Here is a 17,466-nt window from a genome sequence, read left to right as displayed (position 1 = left end):
GGAAATAGTCGATGTTACAAAAAATTTATGATTGGGTCGATGAACGCGTCGACATCACGCCGTTATGGCGCGACATCGCTGACCATGAAGTACCGGAACACGTCAACCCTGCCCATCACTTTTCAGCATTTGTTTATTGCTTCGGCGGTCTGACATTTTTCACGGTCGTGATTCAAATTCTGTCAGGGATGTTCTTGACGATGTACTACGTTCCAGATATCATCAATGCCCACGCATCGGTGTATTATTTACAAAACGAAATCGCACACGGACAAATCGTTCGTGGGATGCACCATTGGGGCGCATCGGTCGCGATCGTCATGTTGTTCTTACACACGCTCCGCGTGTTCTTCACCGGGTCGTATAAGAAACCACGCGAACTCAACTGGGTCGTCGGAGTCCTCTTGTTCTTCGTCGTCTTGGCGCTCGGTCTTACAGGTTACTTGTTACCTTGGGATATGAAAGCGTTGTTCGCAACGAAAGTTACGCTTCAAATTGCCGAAAGTGTTCCTGTCATTGGTGGAATCGCCAAGACCCTTCTCGCCGGTGGTGAGATCGTCGGGGCACGGACGCTCACGAACTTCTTCGCCATTCACGTCTTCTTCTTACCGGCGGCCTTGTTCGGACTCCTCGGAGCCCACTTCCTGATGATTCGTAAACAAGGAATATCTGGACCGCTATAAGCCGATTCGAAGACAAAAAGGAGGAGAAACGATATGCATCGCGGTAAAGGGATGAAATTTGTAACCGACTCTCGAGTAGGAATCGGGAATCGGAAACAAAATATTGCAAAAGACTATTCTGAATATCCAGGACGCACAGAAGCGTTCTGGCCGAACTTCTTGCTTAAAGAGTGGATGGTCGGTTCGGTCTTCTTGATCGGATTCATCGCCTTGACGATCGTCGAGGCAGCACCGCTCCAAAACATCGCCGATCCAACGAACACGTCATACATTCCGTTACCGGACTGGTATTTCTTGTTCTTGTATCAATTGCTCAAGTATCAATTCGCGGCGGGGGACTGGATCCTTCTTGGAACGGTCATCTTGCCTGGGGTCGCGTTCACGGCGCTCTTGATCGCACCGTGGCTCGACCAAGGAATCGAGCGCAGGCCGGCCAAACGACCGGTCGCGATCAGCTTCATGCTGCTCGGGATTCTCTCGATCATGTACTTGACGTGGGAATCTGTTCAAACGACGCATTGGGATCAAGTTCATGAGCAAGGAATCTTAGTCGTACCGGGTGAAGGTCCGGAAATCGACACAGCCGCACCTGGCTATGAGATTTATGCAGCCCAGTCTTGTGTGAACTGCCACGGTCAAAACCTCGAGGGCGGGGCGGCAGCTCCAGGACTCATCGGAACGGCCTACACGGCTGAAGAGATCGCGGAGATCGCGGTCAACGGTGTCGGCACGATGCCGGCCGGTCAGTGGGACGGTTCGGATGAAGACCTCCAAGCCATGTCCGAGTTCCTCGCCTCATACGGTGAAGGCGGCGAAAATAACCAGTAAGCAATCGAGTGTAGTCCCCTATGGGCTACACTCTTTTACTTATCGGTCACGCAAGCTACAATAAAGAAAAAAAGGACGGAATGATTTCATGAACTATACGCTGTTGCTTCCCTTTCTAAAACATAAAGCCGTGTTAACATTCCTCTTCATCGTCAATCTGCTCGGCACGATTTACGGATACGTCTGGTATGAACCGCAGCTTCGCGACACGCCGCTCATCTATTGGCCGTTCGTACCGGACAGCCCGACGGCGTCACTATTTTTCACAATCGTCCTGGCGCTGTGGCTGCTCAAGAAAAGCTCACCGCTCATCGAGACACTCGCCTTCATCACACTCGTCAAATACGGGGTCTGGGCCGTCGTCATGAACGTCTTGTTCCTCATGAAGCTAGGAGACGACGCGGATACGTTCATCGTGCTCATGGCCGTCATGCTCATGCTGTCTCACGGTGCGATGGCGGTCCAGGCGTTTCTATACGCCCCGTTCATGCGTTGGACCGTGTCGTCGTTCGTCTTGACGCTCATCTGGGTCATCCATAACGACGTCGTCGACTACGTACTCGGACAATGGCCGCGTTATCCGTCGCTCGCCGAGCATATTATGTGGATCGGCTACGGGTCGTTCTGGTTGACGGGAATATGTTTTTTTGTGGGATACCGACTCATCCTGCGCGCTTCGCTTGATAATAAGTTCATAAGAATGTAAAATCTAGATATCAAATATACGCAGAGGTGATATAGAAAATGTCATTAGGTGGCTATATTTTCTATCTCGCGCTGATCATGCTCATCCCGTTATGGGCCCAGATGCGAGTGAAAAGTACGTACAAAAAGTTTTTACAACAACCACTTCAAAGCGGTGTCACCGGCGCTCAAGTCGCTGACTTCATCATGAAACAAAACGGTGTACACGATGTCCGCATCGAGATGGTCGACGGTTTGATGAGTGACCATTACGACCCGACACATAAAGTCGTCCGCTTGTCGCGCGAAGTGTATCAAGGATCAACGATTTCGTCGGCAGCGATCGCGGCCCATGAGATCGGCCACGTCGTCCAAGACGCGACGGACTATAAGATGATGCGTGTCCGCCATCGGCTCGTGCCGGTCGTGAACATCACGTCAAACTTGTCGTTCCCGCTGCTCATAGGAGGTTTCCTCTTAGGTGCGATGGGACTCGCCCAGCTCGGTGTCGTCATGATGCTCGGGGCGGTCTTGTTCCAACTCGTCACGCTCCCGGTCGAATTTGACGCCTCGAAACGCGCCATGACCGAACTGACGAGCCACGGGATCGTGACGGCGACGGAAGAGTCAGGTGCCCGTAAAGTGTTGAACGCGGCTGCTTGGACTTATGTCGCAGCGACACTTGTCGCGGTTGCCGAACTGATCCGTCTCGCACTGATCGTCTTTATGCCACGTGATGAATAGAATCGATCCCGTCGACTGACGGGATTTTTTTGTATGAGGAGGGTAATTGTATGGCAAAACCACAGTTGACGAAGTCAGGCCGTCTCCGTCTCATCGAACAGCTCGAGTCGCTCCGCGGAAGCGGTCGGAGCGAGGCGCTCGAACGAGTGAAGACGGCGCGCAAATTTTGTGACTTTAGAGAAGACGTGACGTACTTTGAGGCGATCCGGGAACAGGAGCGCATCGAGGCGAAAATTGTTGAACTCGAGCGCGTGCTTGCCGACGCGATGATCGAGGAAGATGCGCCAACGGATCGCGTCGGTTTCGGAGTGGAGGTATGGATCCGGGAACTGCCGGACGGTGAGGACGAGACGTATCGGATCGTCGGTGAGCTCGAGGCTGATTTGGCGAACGGGACGATCTCGGTCTCGTCCCCACTCGGAAGCGGCTTGATCGGAAAACGAGTCGGGGAGACGGCTAGTATCGATTCGCCGGGCGGTGCCCTTTACTTTGAAATCAAACGGATCGAACGATGATAAAACGAAGTGGAGACAGAACGAGCCGGTTTTTTCCAATGAGAAGAGGCCACCTAGAGCAAACAAGTCGCTCTAGGTGGCCTCTTTCTTATCAATCTATTAGGTGATGACTCAATCTTATTTCAAGTTTAACATGTCTTTGAAAACTAAAATTGTCCATTGAAGTCGCGTGGAACAACTGAGGTTAATATTTTCTTATCTGAGTTTTTCTTAGACTCGTAAGAGATAATATACTCTTCATCCTCGTTCAGTAAAGCCCATATACTAACGTCAGCAATGTAAACTTTCTTCTCGTTTGCGAGTATGATCCATTGCTCTGTCTCAGACTGGTCTTTCGTAGTAACCTTTACTTTCTCAGTCACGGAGATCACCGAGCTATCCATAAATACATAAGTCGTAAACACTAAGACCAATATTACAAATAGTGAGGAGATAAAGATCGCTTTTTTCATCATACTGGATTACCAAAGATCATATTAGAAATATACGACTTCATACAACGAGCGTGTCTTTTCAAAATATAACCTCCCTCTGAAATGTGTAGACCACCATACTATCCTACCGCGCAGCAATTGGTGTGCGCTATATGGAGAACTATGGATGAACTATATCTCGTCCAATAAGGAGAAGAGAAACACAACTTAGCTTCAAATTTGGTGTGATTTATTTCAAAGGAACGCGATTCTCGTCGAACGTGAATCCTTCGCCGCCGACTTCGTATACGTGATGGAACGTGACGAAAGCGTGCGGGTCGATCTGTTTGACGATCGTCTTGAGGCGGTTGACCTCGTTGCGTCCGACGACGACGTAAATCACTTCGAGCTCTTTATTCGAATAGCCGCCTTTCGCGAGCAGGCGGGTCGTCCCGCGGTTCATCGTCGCGTGGATGCCGTCGGCGATGGCGGTCCGGTGGTCGCTGATGATCATCGCGGCCTTACCGGCATATGTGCCTTCCTGCATCGAATCGATGACGCGGGCGCCGATATAGACGGCAAGGAGCGTATACATCGCCTCGCGGATGTCGAGATACGTCAAACTGAGGACGATGACGAAAAAGTCGAACACGAGGAACGTCTTGCCGATCGACCAACCGACGTAACGTTGGACGAGGCGAGCGATAATATCGATGCCCCCGGTCGTCCCGCCGTTGTTGAAAATGATGCCGAGACCGACGCCGATGAACAGACCGGCGAATAAACTCGCGAGCACCATGTCATCGGTCAAATCGATGACGAGGTTCGAGTACTTGGCGATCAGCCCATACCAGAGCGAAAAGCTGAACGTCCCGACGAGCGTATAGATGAACGTCGTCCGCCCGAGCAGCTTGTAGCTGACGAAGAAGAGCGGCAGATTGAGTGCCAAGTTCGTGATCGATGGCGACCAACCGAACAAGCCGCGCAGAATCAACGTGATCCCGGTGAAACCGCCTTCGGCCAAGTTGTTTTGGACGTTAAAATGAAACACGCCGAACGCAAAAATGAATGAACCGATGAGAATAAAGAATATATTGCGAAACCGAATCGGTAATTGTACCGTCATGTGGTTCACCTCCCATCCATAAGCGTACTCGAAAAACCTGTGGATTGCCTACCCTGAACATATGACATTCGACAGTGAGTCCGATATACTTTTCACAGAAGAGGTGATTTTTTATGAAAATAGTAGCAATCGGGGCCCATCCGGACGATATCGAAATCGGCATCGCTGGCATGACGGCCCAGTGGACGGGTGATCACATCCCAGTCCTGTACGTCGATTTGACGCGGGCCGAACTGTCGTCGAACGGCGATGTCGTCACGCGGGCACAGGAAGCGGCAACAGCCGATAGAATTCTCGGCGTCCGTCGCATCAATCTCGGTTTCCCTGACCGTGGCCTGCTCGGGACAGCCGACCAAATTGAAGCGCTCGTCCGCTTGATCCGGACCGAACGACCGACGCATCTGCTCTATCCGTACGGCGTCGACCGCCATCCCGACCACGGGGCGTGCGCCCGTCTCGTCGAAGAGGCGCTGTTCAACGCCGGGATTCGCAAATATATGCCCGACGTCCCGGCTTACCGTCCGGACAGCGTCTATCAATACATGATCAACGCCCACGTGCGACCGGACGTCTGCATCGACATCACGGCGACGATCGATAAAAAAGTGGACGCGTTGACGTCATACGCGAGTCAGTTCACACCTGTTGACGGCGTCGACACACCGTTGACCGATGCGTACGTCGACCGCGTCGTCGCGCGCGACCGTCACTTCGGTAGCTTGATCGGCACGGACTACGCCGAAGGGCTCATGACCGTCAAACCGTACGTCGTCACGCGGGCGGGTGAGCTCGCATGAAGCTACGTATCGGAGTACTCTGTTATCCGTCGGTCGGAGGTTCAGGCATCCTCGCGACCGAGCTCGGGATGAAACTCGCCGACCGGGGCCACGACGTCCATTTCATCACGTCGAGCATCCCGTTCCGGTTGAACGCGTATCATCCGAACATCACGTTCCACCAAGTCGAGATCAACCAGTACTCGGTGTTCCGCTATCCGCCGTACGATATCACGCTCGCCTCGAAGATCGCGAGCGTCATCCGTGCGTTCGGCCTCGACGTCATCCACGCGCACTATGCGGTGCCCCATGCGGTTTGTGCCGCGCTCGGGCGCGAGATGGCCGAGAGCAAGACGCCGATCGTCTCGACGCTCCACGGCACCGACATTACGGTGCTCGGGGAAGATGAAGAGTTGAAACCGGCGATCCTGTACGGTTTACGCCAGTCGGACGCGATCACGGCCGTGTCCGACAGTTTGAAGCGCGAGACGCTTGAGCGGATCGATGCCAACCTTGAGATCGATGTCATCCATAACTTTATCGACGAATCGGTTTATCAGCCGCAAGCCGAGCCGTCGCTCCGTGAACGTTACGGCTTGTCAGCAGCCGACCGCGTCGTCATCCATATCTCGAACTTCCGGCAAGTGAAGCGGATCGACCTCGTGCTCGAGGCGTTCCAGCGGATGAGCGTCCCGGGCAAGAAGTTGCTCCTCGTCGGTGACGGACCGCTCATGGGGGCGATGCGTCGACTCGTGAGCGAGATGGCGCTCGAAGACAGTGTCATCTTCGCCGGTAAACAAGAACAAGTCGCGGCGTTGTTGTCGATCAGTGACGTCCATCTTCTGTTGTCGGATAAAGAGGCGTTCGGTCTCGTCGCTCTAGAGGCGTTAGCGACAGGCGTCCCATCGGTCGTCAGCGATGCCGGGGGCTTGCCGGAAGTGATCACGGACGGAGCGGACGGTTTTGTCGTCGCGCGCGGCGACGTCACAGCGGCCACGACCGCGCTCGAAGCGATCTTGCTCGACGATGCGCTCCATGCGAAACTGCGTGCCGGCGGTCTCGTGAAAGCGAGACAGTTCGCGTCTAAAGACATCGTCACGCAATATGAACGACTATACGAACAGGTGGTGCGCCGATGACAGAATGGGAATATGCAAAACAAATCATAAAAAAAATCAACGACCACGGGGGCGAGGCGTACATCGTCGGCGGTGCCGTTCGTGACTACGTGCGCGGCACGCTTCCCGACGACATCGATATCGCGACGTCGTTGTTGCCGGAAGACGTCATGAAACTGTTCCCGAAATCGGTCCCGACCGGAATCGATCACGGGACGGTCACGGTCATCCTCGACCATCATCCGTTCGAGGTGACGACGTTCCGTTCGGAAGGGACGTATTCGGACTCGCGACGCCCGGACCACGTCTCGCTCGGCGTCACGCTCGAAGAGGACATGTTGCGCCGCGACTTCACGATGAACGCGATGGCGTTCCATGACGGCAACGTCGTCGACTTGTTCGGCGGCCGGCTCGACCTCGAGGCGCAGATCATCCGGACCGTCGGGAGCCCGTACGAACGGTTCGGGGAAGACGCGCTCCGGATCATGCGCGCGTTTCGGTTCATGTCCCAGCTCGACTTCACGCTCGCTGATGATGTGCGGAGCGCGGCGCGGACGCTCGGCCACAAATTGCAAGACATCGCGATGGAACGCATCGCCATCGAGTTCGAGAAGTTGATGACGGGACCTGCTTACCGCAGGGCGCTGACCGACCTTGTCGAGCTCGGCATCCATCAGTACTTACCGGACGTGTCCAAACAGCTCGTCCGTCGTGTCATCGCCGACAGGCGGGCACCGATCAACGCGGTCGGAGGCTGGGCGCTATTCGTCTATCACGCCGGGGACATCCGTTGGCTCTCGCCATGGAAGCGTTCGAACGCCTTGAAGCGGGAAGCGGGCGTATTGGCCAACTTGTTCGACTCCGGGCTCGATACGTTCACCGTGTATGAGACGGATCAAGCGACGCTCGAGACGTATTTGCGGATGACCGGGAGCACGGAATCGTCCGACGCCTTGAAACGTATGCTCCCGATCCAGTCACGGCGGGAGCTCCGGTTCGACGGTCGCGATGCGCTACAGGTCGGGGCGAGCGGCGCACGGATCAAGCACTTGCTCGCCGACCTCGAACGGCGCGTCGTCCTCGGCGAGTTAGCCAATGAGGAACAAACGTTACGAGAGGAGGCGGTCATGTGGCTTCAACGAGAGGAAAGGTCTTAAACTTGCTCCAAGACGGGGCGGTGTGGAGCGGACAGGAATTGGCCCGCCAATTAAATATTTCACGTACCGCCATTTGGAAACACATCGAGACGTTAAAACAAGACGGTTACGACATCGAAACGATCCCGCGTAAAGGGTATCAACTGTTCGGACGGACGGACCGGCTCGATGAACCGGCGTTCGTCTCGTTCCGGCACGGCCGGTTCGGGCAACACGTCTACGCCTACGACCAAGTCGACACGACCCAGCGCATCGCCCACGAACTCGCCCAAAAAGGGGCGCTTGAAGGGACGCTCGTCATCAGCGAAGAACAGACGGCAGGGCGCGGCCAACTCGGGCGCAGTTGGCACAACCCGAGCCACGTCAATATCGCGGCTAGTATCATCCTTCGTCCGGCGCTGCCGATTCGGGAAGCGTCGAAGCTGACGCTCATGGCGGCGAGCGCCTTCGCCCGGTCGCTAAGGCAACAAGGCGTCCCGGCATTTATCAAATGGCCGAACGACCTTCTCGTGAACGGGAAGAAGATCGGCGGGATTTTGACCGAGATGCAAACTGAAGGCGACCGCATCCAAGCCGTCATCCTCGGCTTCGGATTGAACGTCAATACGGAGTCGATCCCGACTGACCTGGTTCACCGGGCGACGTCGATCAAATTGGAGACGGGCGTCGCATTACGACGCAGTGAAGTGCTCGCCGATCTATTGGCCGAGCTCGAGACCGAATATGACGCGTTGCTCGAATCCGGGTTCGGCCCGGTCCGCGACAACTGGCTAGAGCACGCCGCTTATTTGAATGAAGAAGTGACGTTGACCGCCTCGGGGGAGTCTAAACGCGGTATCATGCGCGGCATCTCAGAACAGGGGGCGCTCCTGCTCGAGCGTCATGGTGCCATCGAAGCCATCTATTCCGCTGAAATCGCAGTCTGGAATGATTGATGGAAACGTATTCGTGGTCTATAATGAACGTGTCGGACGCTATCGCAAGAAGTGTACCGGAATTGCAGACCGTCGTTTTAGTTAATTGTCTGCCTTGATCATTTTGACAGGGACAGAAGGACACTCAACCTTGAGTTTGTTTTCGTGCGCCTTCTTGCCAATCGTGTAAGAAGGCGTTTTTCCTTTCCTGTCTCCACATTTAGGAGGAGAACATATGCATACGATGACTTCATTATTGAAAAAGATGAAGCAAGAAGAGAAGTTGGTCATGTTGACCGCTTACGATTATCCGTCGGCGAAACTGGCCGAAGCGGCGGGAGTGGACATCATCCTCGTCGGAGACTCACTAGGAATGGTCGTGCTCGGTTACGACTCGACGATCCCGGTGACGATTCATGATATGGTCCACCATGCCAAAGCGGTGCGCCGCGGGGCGAAGGACACGTTCGTCGTCGTCGATATGCCGTTCGCGACGTATCACGGTGATTTCGACCGAACGCTTCAAGCGGCGGCGACATTGTTCCAAGACGGACATGCCGACGCCATCAAACTTGAAGGGGCGGGCGAAGTGCTCGAGACGATCGAACGATTGACGAAAGTCGGCATGCCTTGTGTCGCCCACCTCGGGCTCACACCACAATCGGTCGGTGTGCTCGAAGGCTATAAGGTCCAAGGGAAGTCACTTGAGGATGCCGAGCAACTGATCAACGACAGCCTCGAGGCCGAACGGGTCGGGGCCAAAATGCTCGTCCTCGAGTGCGTGCCGCATCAACTCGCCAAAAAAATCGCCGAAGCGCTTCACATCCCGGTCATCGGGATTGGTGCCGGTGCCGACGTCGACGGCCAAGTACTCGTCTATCACGACGTCTTGAAGTATGGGGTCGACCGTCTCCCGAAATTCGTCGAGGCTTACGCCGATGTGAACGCGGTCGCGACGAGTGCCATCGGCTCTTACGTTCAAGCGACGAAAGACGGCTCGTTCCCGCTCGAACGCCACACGTTCACGATGGATGAGACGCTGCTCGACACGTTGTACGGTGGCAAAGCATGAGGATCGTCACCGATCCGATGTCGTTACGTGAAACTCTGTCCGACGGGTTGACCGTCGGCTTTGTGCCGACGATGGGTTACCTGCATGAAGGACACTTGAGTCTCGTCGAGGCGGCCAAACGCGAAAACGATCGCGTCGTCATGAGCATCTTCGTTAATCCGACCCAATTTGGGCCGAATGAAGACCTTGATCGTTATCCGAGAGATTTTGAACGGGACGAACAGTTGGCGCGAGAAGCGGGGGTAGACGTACTATTTTATCCGGATACCGCGACGATGTATCCGCTCGATATGGCGCGCGTGACGGTGCGTACCGGAGCCGACGTCTTATGCGGCGCCAGCCGGCCCGGTCATTTTGACGGTGTGTTGACGGTCGTCTCAAAACTGTTCAACTTGGTGCGGCCGACGCGTGCTTACTTCGGCTTGAAGGACGCCCAACAAGTCGCACTGATCGAGGGATACGTTCGGGACTATTTCGTGCCGGTCGAGATTATCCGCTGTCCGATCATTCGTGAGGACTCGGGACTCGCCAAGTCGTCGCGTAACGTCTACTTGTCTGAAACGGAACGGATTGACGCGAGCGACATCAATCGAGCACTCATCGAGGCGCGTGACGCGTTGACTGAAGGGGACGCGATCACGTCGGTACAAGAACGGCTCGTCGAACGGCTGTCGGCAATCCCGAACAGTACGATCGACTATGTCGAACTGGTCGACTATCCGACGCTTTCGCACGTGACAGACTCGTCGACAGAACTGTTGATTGCAGTGGCGGTGCAGTTTGAACGCGCCCGCTTGATTGATAATACGATTTGGAAGAGAGGGTGAATCAAATGATTCGAACATTTATGCACGCCAAGCTACACAAGGCGACCGTGACCGAGGCGAATTTACACTACGTCGGCTCGATTACGATTGATGAGGATTTGATGGACGCGGTCGGGATTATGGAAAATGAGCACGTCCACATCACGAACAACCATAACGGCGCCCGCATTGAGACATACGTCATCAAGGGTGAGCGCGGTTCAGGCGTCATCTGCCTAAACGGGGCGGCGGCCCGCCATTTCCAAGTCGGCGATGTCGTCATCATCATGGCCTACGGTCAGATGACGGCTGAAGAGGCGAGATCGCATCGTCCGAAAGTTGCGGTGTTGAACGATCGCAACGAAGTCGATCAACTGTTATATGAAGAAATCGCACATACGATTCTATGAACAGAGCGGGGATGCCCTTAGAGGCAACCCCGTTTTTTCGTGCATCGTTCTATGGTAAGATGAGACAGACAGAAAGAGACAGAAAGCACGAGCGTGCCGAAGATGGGATGGATGTTATGGACACTTATGTGATAGTGGATTTAGAGACGACCGGTCATTCCGTCAAATCCGGCGATGAACTGATTGAATTCGCGGCGGTGGTCGTACAAGGTAGTGAAGTGATTGAGCGCTACAGTACGTTGATTCGACCGAGTCGTCCAATCCCTCCTTTTATCACGCAGTTGACGACGATAACAGATCAGGATGTGGCGTCCGCTCCGGCGTTTGAAGACGTCATCCCTGATATTTGGAAGATGTTAGATGGGCGAGTGTTCGTTGCCCACAACGTTTCGTTTGATTTGAATTTTTTAAATGAGAGTTTAGAACTGGCAGGATATTTACCTTTCCAAGGGCGGGCCATCGATACGGTCGAACTCGCGCGCATCTTGTATCCGACACTTGAAAGCCATGCGCTCGAGTCGCTCGCCGACACGTTCGGCTTGGTGCACACGGACGCGCACCGCGCCCTCAGCGATGCCGAGGCGACCGCGGAGTTGTTTATTCAACAACTCAATCGCCTGCGGACGCTACCGGTCGTGACGCTAAAACAGTTGCGCCGTCTGTCCGAGTCGTGGACGAGCAACATCGAGCCGTTGCTCGATGATCTCATCGTCGAGATTGGTATTCGGCCAGATGACGAGACGACGTACGATATCCACCGGAAAATCGCACTCCGTCGCCTGACTGATTCGTTTGAGCCGGCGGTCGAGCGCGAACCGTTCGAACCGTTCCTTCATCGGACGATCGAAGAGACGCTTCCGTCACTGTTCGACCAATTCGAACCGAGACAAAGTCAATTCGAGATGATGCGGCACGTCTATAAGGCGCTCGACGATGAGGCGACGCTTCTCATCGAGGCCGGGACCGGCACAGGCAAGACGTTAGCCTACTTGATCCCGAGCGCGCATCACGCCCTTGAGACGAAACGACCGGTCGTCGTCAGCACGCATACGATCCAATTACAAGAACAGCTGCTCAACCGGGACTTGCCGATCTTAAAAGCTATCTTCCCGGAAATCGAGTTCACGCTTCTGAAAGGAAGACGCAACTATATTGATCTCCGGAAGTTTGAGATGGTGCTCGAGGAGACGAATGACGGGATGCTCTCGGCGATGTGCAAGGCGATGGTGCTCGTCTGGTTGACCGAGACGGAGACAGGGGACTTGGAAGAGTTGTCACTCCCTGGAGCGGCGACACAAGGGCCGGCTTCGTTCAAACGGCTCATTCAAGCCGACGCGGCAACGGACTTCGGCCGCTTTGACCCATGGTATAGCCGTGACTTCTTCACGCGGGCCGTCCTGCGTTCGAAAGAGGCGGATATCATCGTCACGAATCATGCGTTGCTCTTCTCGGATCTGCAGCATCAGGCCGGGATTCTCCCGACCGACACGCCGCTCATCTTGGACGAGGCGCATCAAGTCGAAGAGGTCGCCTCGCATCATTTCGGCGTCACGTTCGACGCGATCCAGTTCGATCGCTTATTCAAATGGTTCGGCTACGGGGCCGACGGAAAGTTCCATTCCCGGCTGCTGCAACTTGCCGACTTGACGTCCGTGTCCGAAGAGACGGAAGCGTTCAGTAAAGAGACCGACCAGGCGTTAGCCCAAGTCGATGTCGAACTAGACGACCTGTTGACGGCGCTCCAGTCGCTCGGCAAGAAAAAAGATCAACGGCAAACCGTTCGCTTCGAACGGGAAGGTGACGTGTTCCGACCGATCCGTGAAGTGGCGAAGCGGCTTGAGAACCGTTTACGGACGCTTCGGATGTCGCTCCGGCAGATGCTTCGTCTTCTCGATGAGCATAAAGAGCATATGACGTTCAAGCAACGCGCCGTGATCGGTGACTTGAAGGCGTTCATCGGTGACGTGCGAGAGATTGAGAGCGTGCTGTATGAAACGATGCTCACCCGCGACGACGACGCTGTCAGTTGGGTCGAGTTGAACTTGGCCAACCGCAAATTGACCTCGGTCTATACGCAACCGGTCGAAATCGGACCGTTACTCCATGAGCGCTTGTTTGCGAAACGACCGACGATTTTGACGTCGGCGACGATGACCGTGTCCGGTCGCTTCGGCTTTATCGAGCGCAGGCTCGGTCTCGACGGGCAGGACGTGAGACGAGTCGTCCTCGCTTCGCCGTTTGACTTCAAGAAACAGGCGAAATTGTTCGTCCCGTCAGACATCCCGTTGATCAACGAAGTGCCGTTGCCGCATTTCGTCGATCAAATCGCCGCTTCGATTGCCCGGATTGCCAACGTGACGAAAGGACGCATGCTCGTCTTGTTCACGTCGAACGAGCTGTTACGTTTGACGCACGAGGCGGTGAGACATCAGCTAGACGACGCGTATACGTTGCTTGCCCAAGGCGTCAGCGGCGGCTCGCGCAGCCGTTTGACGAAGCAGTTCAAACGAATCGATCAGTCGATTTTGTTCGGGACGGCCAGCTTCTGGGAAGGGGTCGATATCCCGGGAGAGGCGCTCACCTGCCTCGTCATCGTGCGTCTCCCGTTCGCCCCGCCCGACCAACCGGTCATTCAGGCGCGGTCCGAAAAAATTGAAGCGACCGGGAAGTCGTCGTTTTTTGAACTGTCACTTCCGCAAGCGGTCATCCGCTTCAAACAAGGCGTCGGTCGCCTCATTCGCTCGAAAGAGGATTACGGCGCCATCTTCGTCTTCGACCGCCGTGTCGAGACGACGCGTTACGGGAAACAGTTTCTCAATAGTCTCCCGGCCGTCGACCGGATCGAAGGATCGCTCGAGACGTCACTGGCCGAGCTCGAACTGTTTTTAGATGAGAAAGAAGAGACGACTCTAGGAAATCAGAGATAACGCTAGGCAGCGTGAAATTATCGCTTTATAATGATGGGTATAGTGTTTTGAAGGAGGAGTAAACATGAATTCGAATATTGAGACGCTCGCGACCGTTCGGATCGAGCCGACGGCAGACGTGTACAAAATCGTCGACCTATTGAATCGTACACTGAAGAGCCAAGATTTGATGTTCGGTCTTGCATTAGAGAAAAAAGTGAATGATCCGAAGAAAGAAGAGATGGTGTTCACCATCTATCGGACAGAATGACGCGGAAGAAAAAAGTAGTGGTTGCTCTTATGACGGCACTCATCGGTGTCGTCATCGTGTTTAGTGGGATTTATTGGTTCACGGTCGGTCATACGGAACGGACAAAACAAAACATGATCGCGGAAGCGCGCAATCGTCTTGAGGCCGAACAGCCGACGGTCCGGATCGAACGGGCTGAGCTCTTTAACGGGACGGAACCGTACGTCGTCTTCGAGGAGACGGACCGTGTCCTGTTCGTGCCGGTCGACAGCAAGCAACCGATCGAGACACGTGAGATCGCGTCGGTCGACTTAGATCAAGTCTGTGCCGATTCGCTCGAGGAGACCGGTGGTATGCTCGTCAGTTGTAAGTACGGGTTCGATGAGCGTGCGCTCATCGAAGTCGTGACGAAATCAGGGGCGACGTATACGTATTCCTATTACACGCTTCAAACCGGAGACTTTGTAAGACGGGTCCAACTGGCGGATTCGAACTGAACGAGATTAGAGGAGGATATCGATGGAACATCTATTGGCAAGACGTGTAAAACAGTTAACACCTTCGACGACGCTCGCGATCACGGCGAAAGCGAAAGCGCTGAAAGCCTCGGGACAAGACGTGATCGGGCTCGGGGCCGGTGAGCCGGACTTCAATACGCCTGAACGAATTATTGAGGCCGCATGCAAGGCTGCACGTGACGGCGATACGAAGTATACGCCTTCAGGCGGAACGGTCGCTTTAAAAGATGCCATCATCGAGAAGACGAAACGCGACAGCGACCTCACGTTCGAGCGTAACGAGGTCATGGTCGCCTCAGGGGCGAAACATGCGTTATACGCCTTGTTCCAAGCGATTCTCGACGAAGGTGATGAAGTCATCATCCCGGTCCCGTATTGGGTGAGTTATCCGGAACAAGTGAAACTTGCCGACGGTGTCCCGGTCTATGTGGAGACGACCGAGGCGACGACGTTCAAGCTGACGCCAGAGTCACTTGAAACCGCCATCACAGACCGGACGAAAGCGGTCATCTTGAACAGCCCGTCCAACCCGACCGGTATGATCTATACGGAGTCAGAGTTGGTCGCACTCGCCGAAGTCGTCAAGCGCCACGACCTGCTCGTCGTCAGTGACGAGATCTATGAGAAGCTCATCTATGGCGATAGCAAGTTCGTCTCGATCGCCACGCTTCCTGACATGCGTGAGCGGACGATCATCATCAACGGGGTCTCGAAGTCACATGCGATGACCGGGTGGCGCATCGGGTACGCGATCGGAGACAAGACGATCATCGAAGCGATGACGAACCTCGCATCGCACTCGACGTCGAATCCGACGTCGATCGCCCAAGCGGCGGCCGTCGAGGCGTACAACGGCTCGCAAGATGACGTCGAGATGATGCGGGTCTCATTTGAAGAGCGCCTTGAAATCGTCTATGAGCGATTGATCAACATACCAGGCATCACGTGCCTAAAACCGCAAGGGGCATTCTACTTATACGCCAACGCCAAACAAGCCGCGTCGATGAGCGGCTACGACTCGGTCGACGCATGGTGCGAAGCAGTGCTCGGTGAAGCATTCGTCGCGCTCGTGCCGGGATCGGGCTTTGGGCAGGACGATTACGTCCGCTTGTCTTATGCAACAGAATTGAAGCGAGTACTAGAAGCGCTCGATCGAGTGGAAAACTTTATCAAGAGTAGCGCTCGATAAGCGAAAGGATGGATATGAACATGACAACTATTTCAATTAGCCAATTTAAAGATTATGAAGGACAATCGGTCCGGGTCGGTGCCTGGATCGCCAACAAACGTTCGAGTGGTAAAATCGCCTTCCTTCAACTCCGGGACGGGAGCGGGTTCGCCCAAGCCGTCGTCGTCAAAGCAGAAGTCGCGGAAGAACTGTTCGCCCTCGCAAAAGGCGTGACGCAAGAGACGTCAGTCTGGGTGACGGGGAACGTCAAATCGGACGGCGGCCGGACGCCGCTCGGCTTCGAACTCGAAGTGACAGCGATGGAAATCATCTCGGAATCGATCGACTATCCGATCACACCGAAAGAACACGGGACGGAGTTCTTGATGGACAACCGTCACCTCTGGCTCCGGTCGCGTCGCCAGCACGCGATCATGAAAGTCCGGAACGAATTGATCCGGGCCACATACGAGTTCTATAACCAAGAAGGATTCGTCAAGATCGATCCGCCGATCATCACGTCGAGCGCGCCGGAAGGGACGACCGAGTTGTTCGAGACGGACTACTTCGGTCAGCCGGCCTACTTGTCGCAAACAGGTCAGTTATATATGGAAGCCGCAGCGATGGCGCTCGGCAAAGTGTTCTCGTTCGGTCCGACGTTCCGCGCTGAAAAATCGAAGACACGTCGTCACTTGATCGAGTTTTGGATGATCGAGCCGGAGATGGCATTCTTCGACCATGATATGAGTCTTGATCTGCAAGAGCGTTATGTGTCATACATCGCGAAGTCAGCGCTTGACCATTGCCGGAACGAGCTTGAGTTGCTCGGACGCGACTTGGAGAAGCTTGAAAAAGTTCAAGCGCCGTTCCCACGTATTCGTTATACGGACGCGATCACGTTCTTGAAAGAAGAAGGCTTCGATGACATCGAGTACGGGGATGACTTTGGGGCGCCGCATGAGACGGCGATCGCCAACGCGCATGATTTGCCGGTGTTCATCACCCATTGGCCGAAAGAAATCAAGCCGTTCTACATGAAAGTCGACCCAGAGAACCCTGAACTCGTCCTTTGTGCCGATTTGATCGCACCTGAAGGTTACGGCGAGATCATCGGCGGCTCGCAGCGTGAAGACGACTATGTCCGCTTGAAAGAAGAGATCGCCAAAGAAGGACTTGATGAGACTGATGCGTATGACTGGTATCTTGAGTTGCGTAAGTACGGCTCGGTCCCACACTCGGGCTTCGGGCTCGGTCTTGAACGGACCGTCGCTTGGATCAGCGGAATCGAACACATCCGTGAAGCGATTCCGTTCCCACGTCTATTGAACCGAATTCACCCATAATCGCCAATCGGGGATGACTAATTGTCTTCCCCGAT

At 54.7% G+C, this 17,466-nt stretch carries 18 protein-coding genes; 17 read left to right on the top strand and 1 reads right to left on the bottom strand.

The window, feature by feature from the left end; genetic code table 11:
* Positions 1–11: 11 nt before the first annotated feature.
* The 5 genes from qcrB (at position 12) to EVJ26_RS00415 (ending at position 3,454) form a co-directional block, all read left to right on the top strand.
* Positions 12–683, top strand: a complete 672-nt coding sequence (gene qcrB, locus EVJ26_RS00435) for a menaquinol-cytochrome c reductase cytochrome b subunit (protein WP_016509980.1) — start codon at positions 12–14, stop codon at positions 681–683.
* A 33-nt stretch (positions 684–716) separates the two neighbouring features.
* Entirely contained in the window at positions 717–1,511 is a 795-nt protein-coding gene (locus EVJ26_RS00430; protein WP_070327424.1) for a menaquinol-cytochrome c reductase cytochrome b/c subunit, read from the top strand.
* 88 nt (positions 1,512–1,599) lie between these two features.
* Positions 1,600–2,217: a DUF1405 domain-containing protein gene (locus EVJ26_RS00425; protein WP_070327423.1), complete on the top strand. Its 618-nt coding sequence runs from the start codon at positions 1,600–1,602 to the stop codon at positions 2,215–2,217.
* Between the two features lie 38 nt (positions 2,218–2,255).
* Positions 2,256–2,939: a zinc metallopeptidase gene (locus tag EVJ26_RS00420; protein WP_131456121.1), complete on the top strand. Its 684-nt coding sequence runs from the start codon at positions 2,256–2,258 to the stop codon at positions 2,937–2,939.
* A 50-nt stretch (positions 2,940–2,989) separates the two neighbouring features.
* The gene (locus tag EVJ26_RS00415) at positions 2,990–3,454 is read left to right on the top strand and encodes a GreA/GreB family elongation factor (protein WP_131467751.1); all 465 of its coding nucleotides are present in this window, start codon (positions 2,990–2,992) and stop codon (positions 3,452–3,454) included.
* 663 nt (positions 3,455–4,117) lie between these two features.
* Here the strand turns inward: EVJ26_RS00415 and EVJ26_RS00410 are convergent.
* Positions 4,118–4,993, bottom strand: coding sequence for a YitT family protein (locus tag EVJ26_RS00410; RefSeq protein WP_016509982.1), 876 nt, complete (start codon positions 4,991–4,993; stop codon positions 4,118–4,120).
* A gap of 113 nt (positions 4,994–5,106) precedes the next feature.
* Here EVJ26_RS00410 and bshB1 point away from each other — a divergent pair, with 113 nt between their 5' ends.
* The 12 genes from bshB1 (at position 5,107) to asnS (ending at position 17,431) form a co-directional block, all read left to right on the top strand.
* Positions 5,107–5,790, top strand: a complete 684-nt coding sequence (gene bshB1, locus EVJ26_RS00405; RefSeq protein ID WP_131456117.1) for a bacillithiol biosynthesis deacetylase BshB1 — start codon at positions 5,107–5,109, stop codon at positions 5,788–5,790.
* Positions 5,787–6,908, top strand: coding sequence for an N-acetyl-alpha-D-glucosaminyl L-malate synthase BshA (gene bshA, locus EVJ26_RS00400; RefSeq protein WP_131456115.1), 1,122 nt, complete (start codon positions 5,787–5,789; stop codon positions 6,906–6,908). The genes bshB1 and bshA overlap by 4 nt, the downstream gene beginning before the upstream one ends.
* A complete protein-coding gene (locus EVJ26_RS00395) occupies positions 6,905–8,044 on the top strand; it encodes a CCA tRNA nucleotidyltransferase (RefSeq protein WP_131469601.1) in 1,140 nt (379 codons plus the stop codon). The genes bshA and EVJ26_RS00395 overlap by 4 nt, the downstream gene beginning before the upstream one ends.
* On the top strand, positions 8,017–8,979 hold the full coding sequence (locus EVJ26_RS00390) for a biotin--[acetyl-CoA-carboxylase] ligase (protein WP_131456111.1): 963 nt from the start codon (positions 8,017–8,019) through the stop codon (positions 8,977–8,979). The genes EVJ26_RS00395 and EVJ26_RS00390 overlap by 28 nt, the downstream gene beginning before the upstream one ends.
* Before the next feature lie 214 nt (positions 8,980–9,193).
* On the top strand, positions 9,194–10,030 hold the full coding sequence (panB, locus tag EVJ26_RS00385; protein ID WP_070327416.1) for a 3-methyl-2-oxobutanoate hydroxymethyltransferase: 837 nt from the start codon (positions 9,194–9,196) through the stop codon (positions 10,028–10,030).
* Positions 10,027–10,857, top strand: coding sequence for a pantoate--beta-alanine ligase (gene panC / locus EVJ26_RS00380; protein WP_131456109.1), 831 nt, complete (start codon positions 10,027–10,029; stop codon positions 10,855–10,857). Before panB ends, panC begins: the two co-directional genes overlap by 4 nt.
* Before the next feature lie 5 nt (positions 10,858–10,862).
* Positions 10,863–11,246, top strand: a complete 384-nt coding sequence (panD, locus tag EVJ26_RS00375) for an aspartate 1-decarboxylase (RefSeq protein ID WP_070327414.1) — start codon at positions 10,863–10,865, stop codon at positions 11,244–11,246.
* A 116-nt stretch (positions 11,247–11,362) separates the two neighbouring features.
* Positions 11,363–14,173: an ATP-dependent DNA helicase DinG gene (gene dinG / locus EVJ26_RS00370; protein ID WP_131456105.1), complete on the top strand. Its 2,811-nt coding sequence runs from the start codon at positions 11,363–11,365 to the stop codon at positions 14,171–14,173.
* 64 nt (positions 14,174–14,237) lie between these two features.
* The gene (locus tag EVJ26_RS00365) at positions 14,238–14,423 is read left to right on the top strand and encodes a YpmA family protein (protein WP_016509977.1); all 186 of its coding nucleotides are present in this window, start codon (positions 14,238–14,240) and stop codon (positions 14,421–14,423) included.
* Positions 14,424–14,452: 29 nt separating this feature from the next.
* Positions 14,453–14,899 (top strand): hypothetical protein, encoded by a 447-nt coding sequence (locus EVJ26_RS00360; protein ID WP_236635467.1) that lies wholly within the window; start codon positions 14,453–14,455, stop codon positions 14,897–14,899.
* Positions 14,900–14,921: 22 nt separating this feature from the next.
* Entirely contained in the window at positions 14,922–16,109 is a 1,188-nt protein-coding gene (locus EVJ26_RS00355; protein ID WP_131467745.1) for a pyridoxal phosphate-dependent aminotransferase, read from the top strand.
* Positions 16,110–16,129: 20 nt separating this feature from the next.
* Positions 16,130–17,431: an asparagine--tRNA ligase gene (gene asnS, locus EVJ26_RS00350; RefSeq protein ID WP_131467743.1), complete on the top strand. Its 1,302-nt coding sequence runs from the start codon at positions 16,130–16,132 to the stop codon at positions 17,429–17,431.
* Positions 17,432–17,466 lie beyond the last annotated feature (35 nt).

Source organism: Exiguobacterium sp. SH3S1 (assembly GCF_004337105.1).
Lineage (GTDB): Bacteria > Bacillota > Bacilli > Exiguobacteriales > Exiguobacteriaceae > Exiguobacterium > Exiguobacterium aurantiacum_A.
Note: the sequence above shows the minus strand (reverse complement) of the source record. Positions and strands in the feature narration are given on the sequence as shown.

Excerpts from the sequence above, each read along its gene's own strand:
- qcrB (WP_016509980.1), top strand. The coding sequence starts at position 12 with ATGTTACAAAAAATTTATGATTGGGTCGATGAACGCGTCGACATCACG.
- EVJ26_RS00430 (WP_070327424.1), top strand. The coding sequence starts at position 717 with ATGCATCGCGGTAAAGGGATGAAATTTGTAACCGACTCTCGAGTAGGA.
- EVJ26_RS00425 (WP_070327423.1), top strand. The coding sequence starts at position 1,600 with ATGAACTATACGCTGTTGCTTCCCTTTCTAAAACATAAAGCCGTGTTA.
- EVJ26_RS00420 (WP_131456121.1), top strand. The coding sequence starts at position 2,256 with ATGTCATTAGGTGGCTATATTTTCTATCTCGCGCTGATCATGCTCATC.
- EVJ26_RS00415 (WP_131467751.1), top strand. The coding sequence starts at position 2,990 with ATGGCAAAACCACAGTTGACGAAGTCAGGCCGTCTCCGTCTCATCGAA.
- EVJ26_RS00410 (WP_016509982.1), bottom strand. The coding sequence starts at position 4,993 with ATGACGGTACAATTACCGATTCGGTTTCGCAATATATTCTTTATTCTC.
- bshB1 (WP_131456117.1), top strand. The coding sequence starts at position 5,107 with ATGAAAATAGTAGCAATCGGGGCCCATCCGGACGATATCGAAATCGGC.
- bshA (WP_131456115.1), top strand. The coding sequence starts at position 5,787 with ATGAAGCTACGTATCGGAGTACTCTGTTATCCGTCGGTCGGAGGTTCA.
- EVJ26_RS00395 (WP_131469601.1), top strand. The coding sequence starts at position 6,905 with ATGACAGAATGGGAATATGCAAAACAAATCATAAAAAAAATCAACGAC.
- panB (WP_070327416.1), top strand. The coding sequence starts at position 9,194 with ATGCATACGATGACTTCATTATTGAAAAAGATGAAGCAAGAAGAGAAG.
- panC (WP_131456109.1), top strand. The coding sequence starts at position 10,027 with ATGAGGATCGTCACCGATCCGATGTCGTTACGTGAAACTCTGTCCGAC.
- panD (WP_070327414.1), top strand. The coding sequence starts at position 10,863 with ATGATTCGAACATTTATGCACGCCAAGCTACACAAGGCGACCGTGACC.
- dinG (WP_131456105.1), top strand. The coding sequence starts at position 11,363 with ATGGACACTTATGTGATAGTGGATTTAGAGACGACCGGTCATTCCGTC.
- EVJ26_RS00365 (WP_016509977.1), top strand. The coding sequence starts at position 14,238 with ATGAATTCGAATATTGAGACGCTCGCGACCGTTCGGATCGAGCCGACG.
- EVJ26_RS00360 (WP_236635467.1), top strand. The coding sequence starts at position 14,453 with ATGACGGCACTCATCGGTGTCGTCATCGTGTTTAGTGGGATTTATTGG.
- EVJ26_RS00355 (WP_131467745.1), top strand. The coding sequence starts at position 14,922 with ATGGAACATCTATTGGCAAGACGTGTAAAACAGTTAACACCTTCGACG.
- asnS (WP_131467743.1), top strand. The coding sequence starts at position 16,130 with ATGACAACTATTTCAATTAGCCAATTTAAAGATTATGAAGGACAATCG.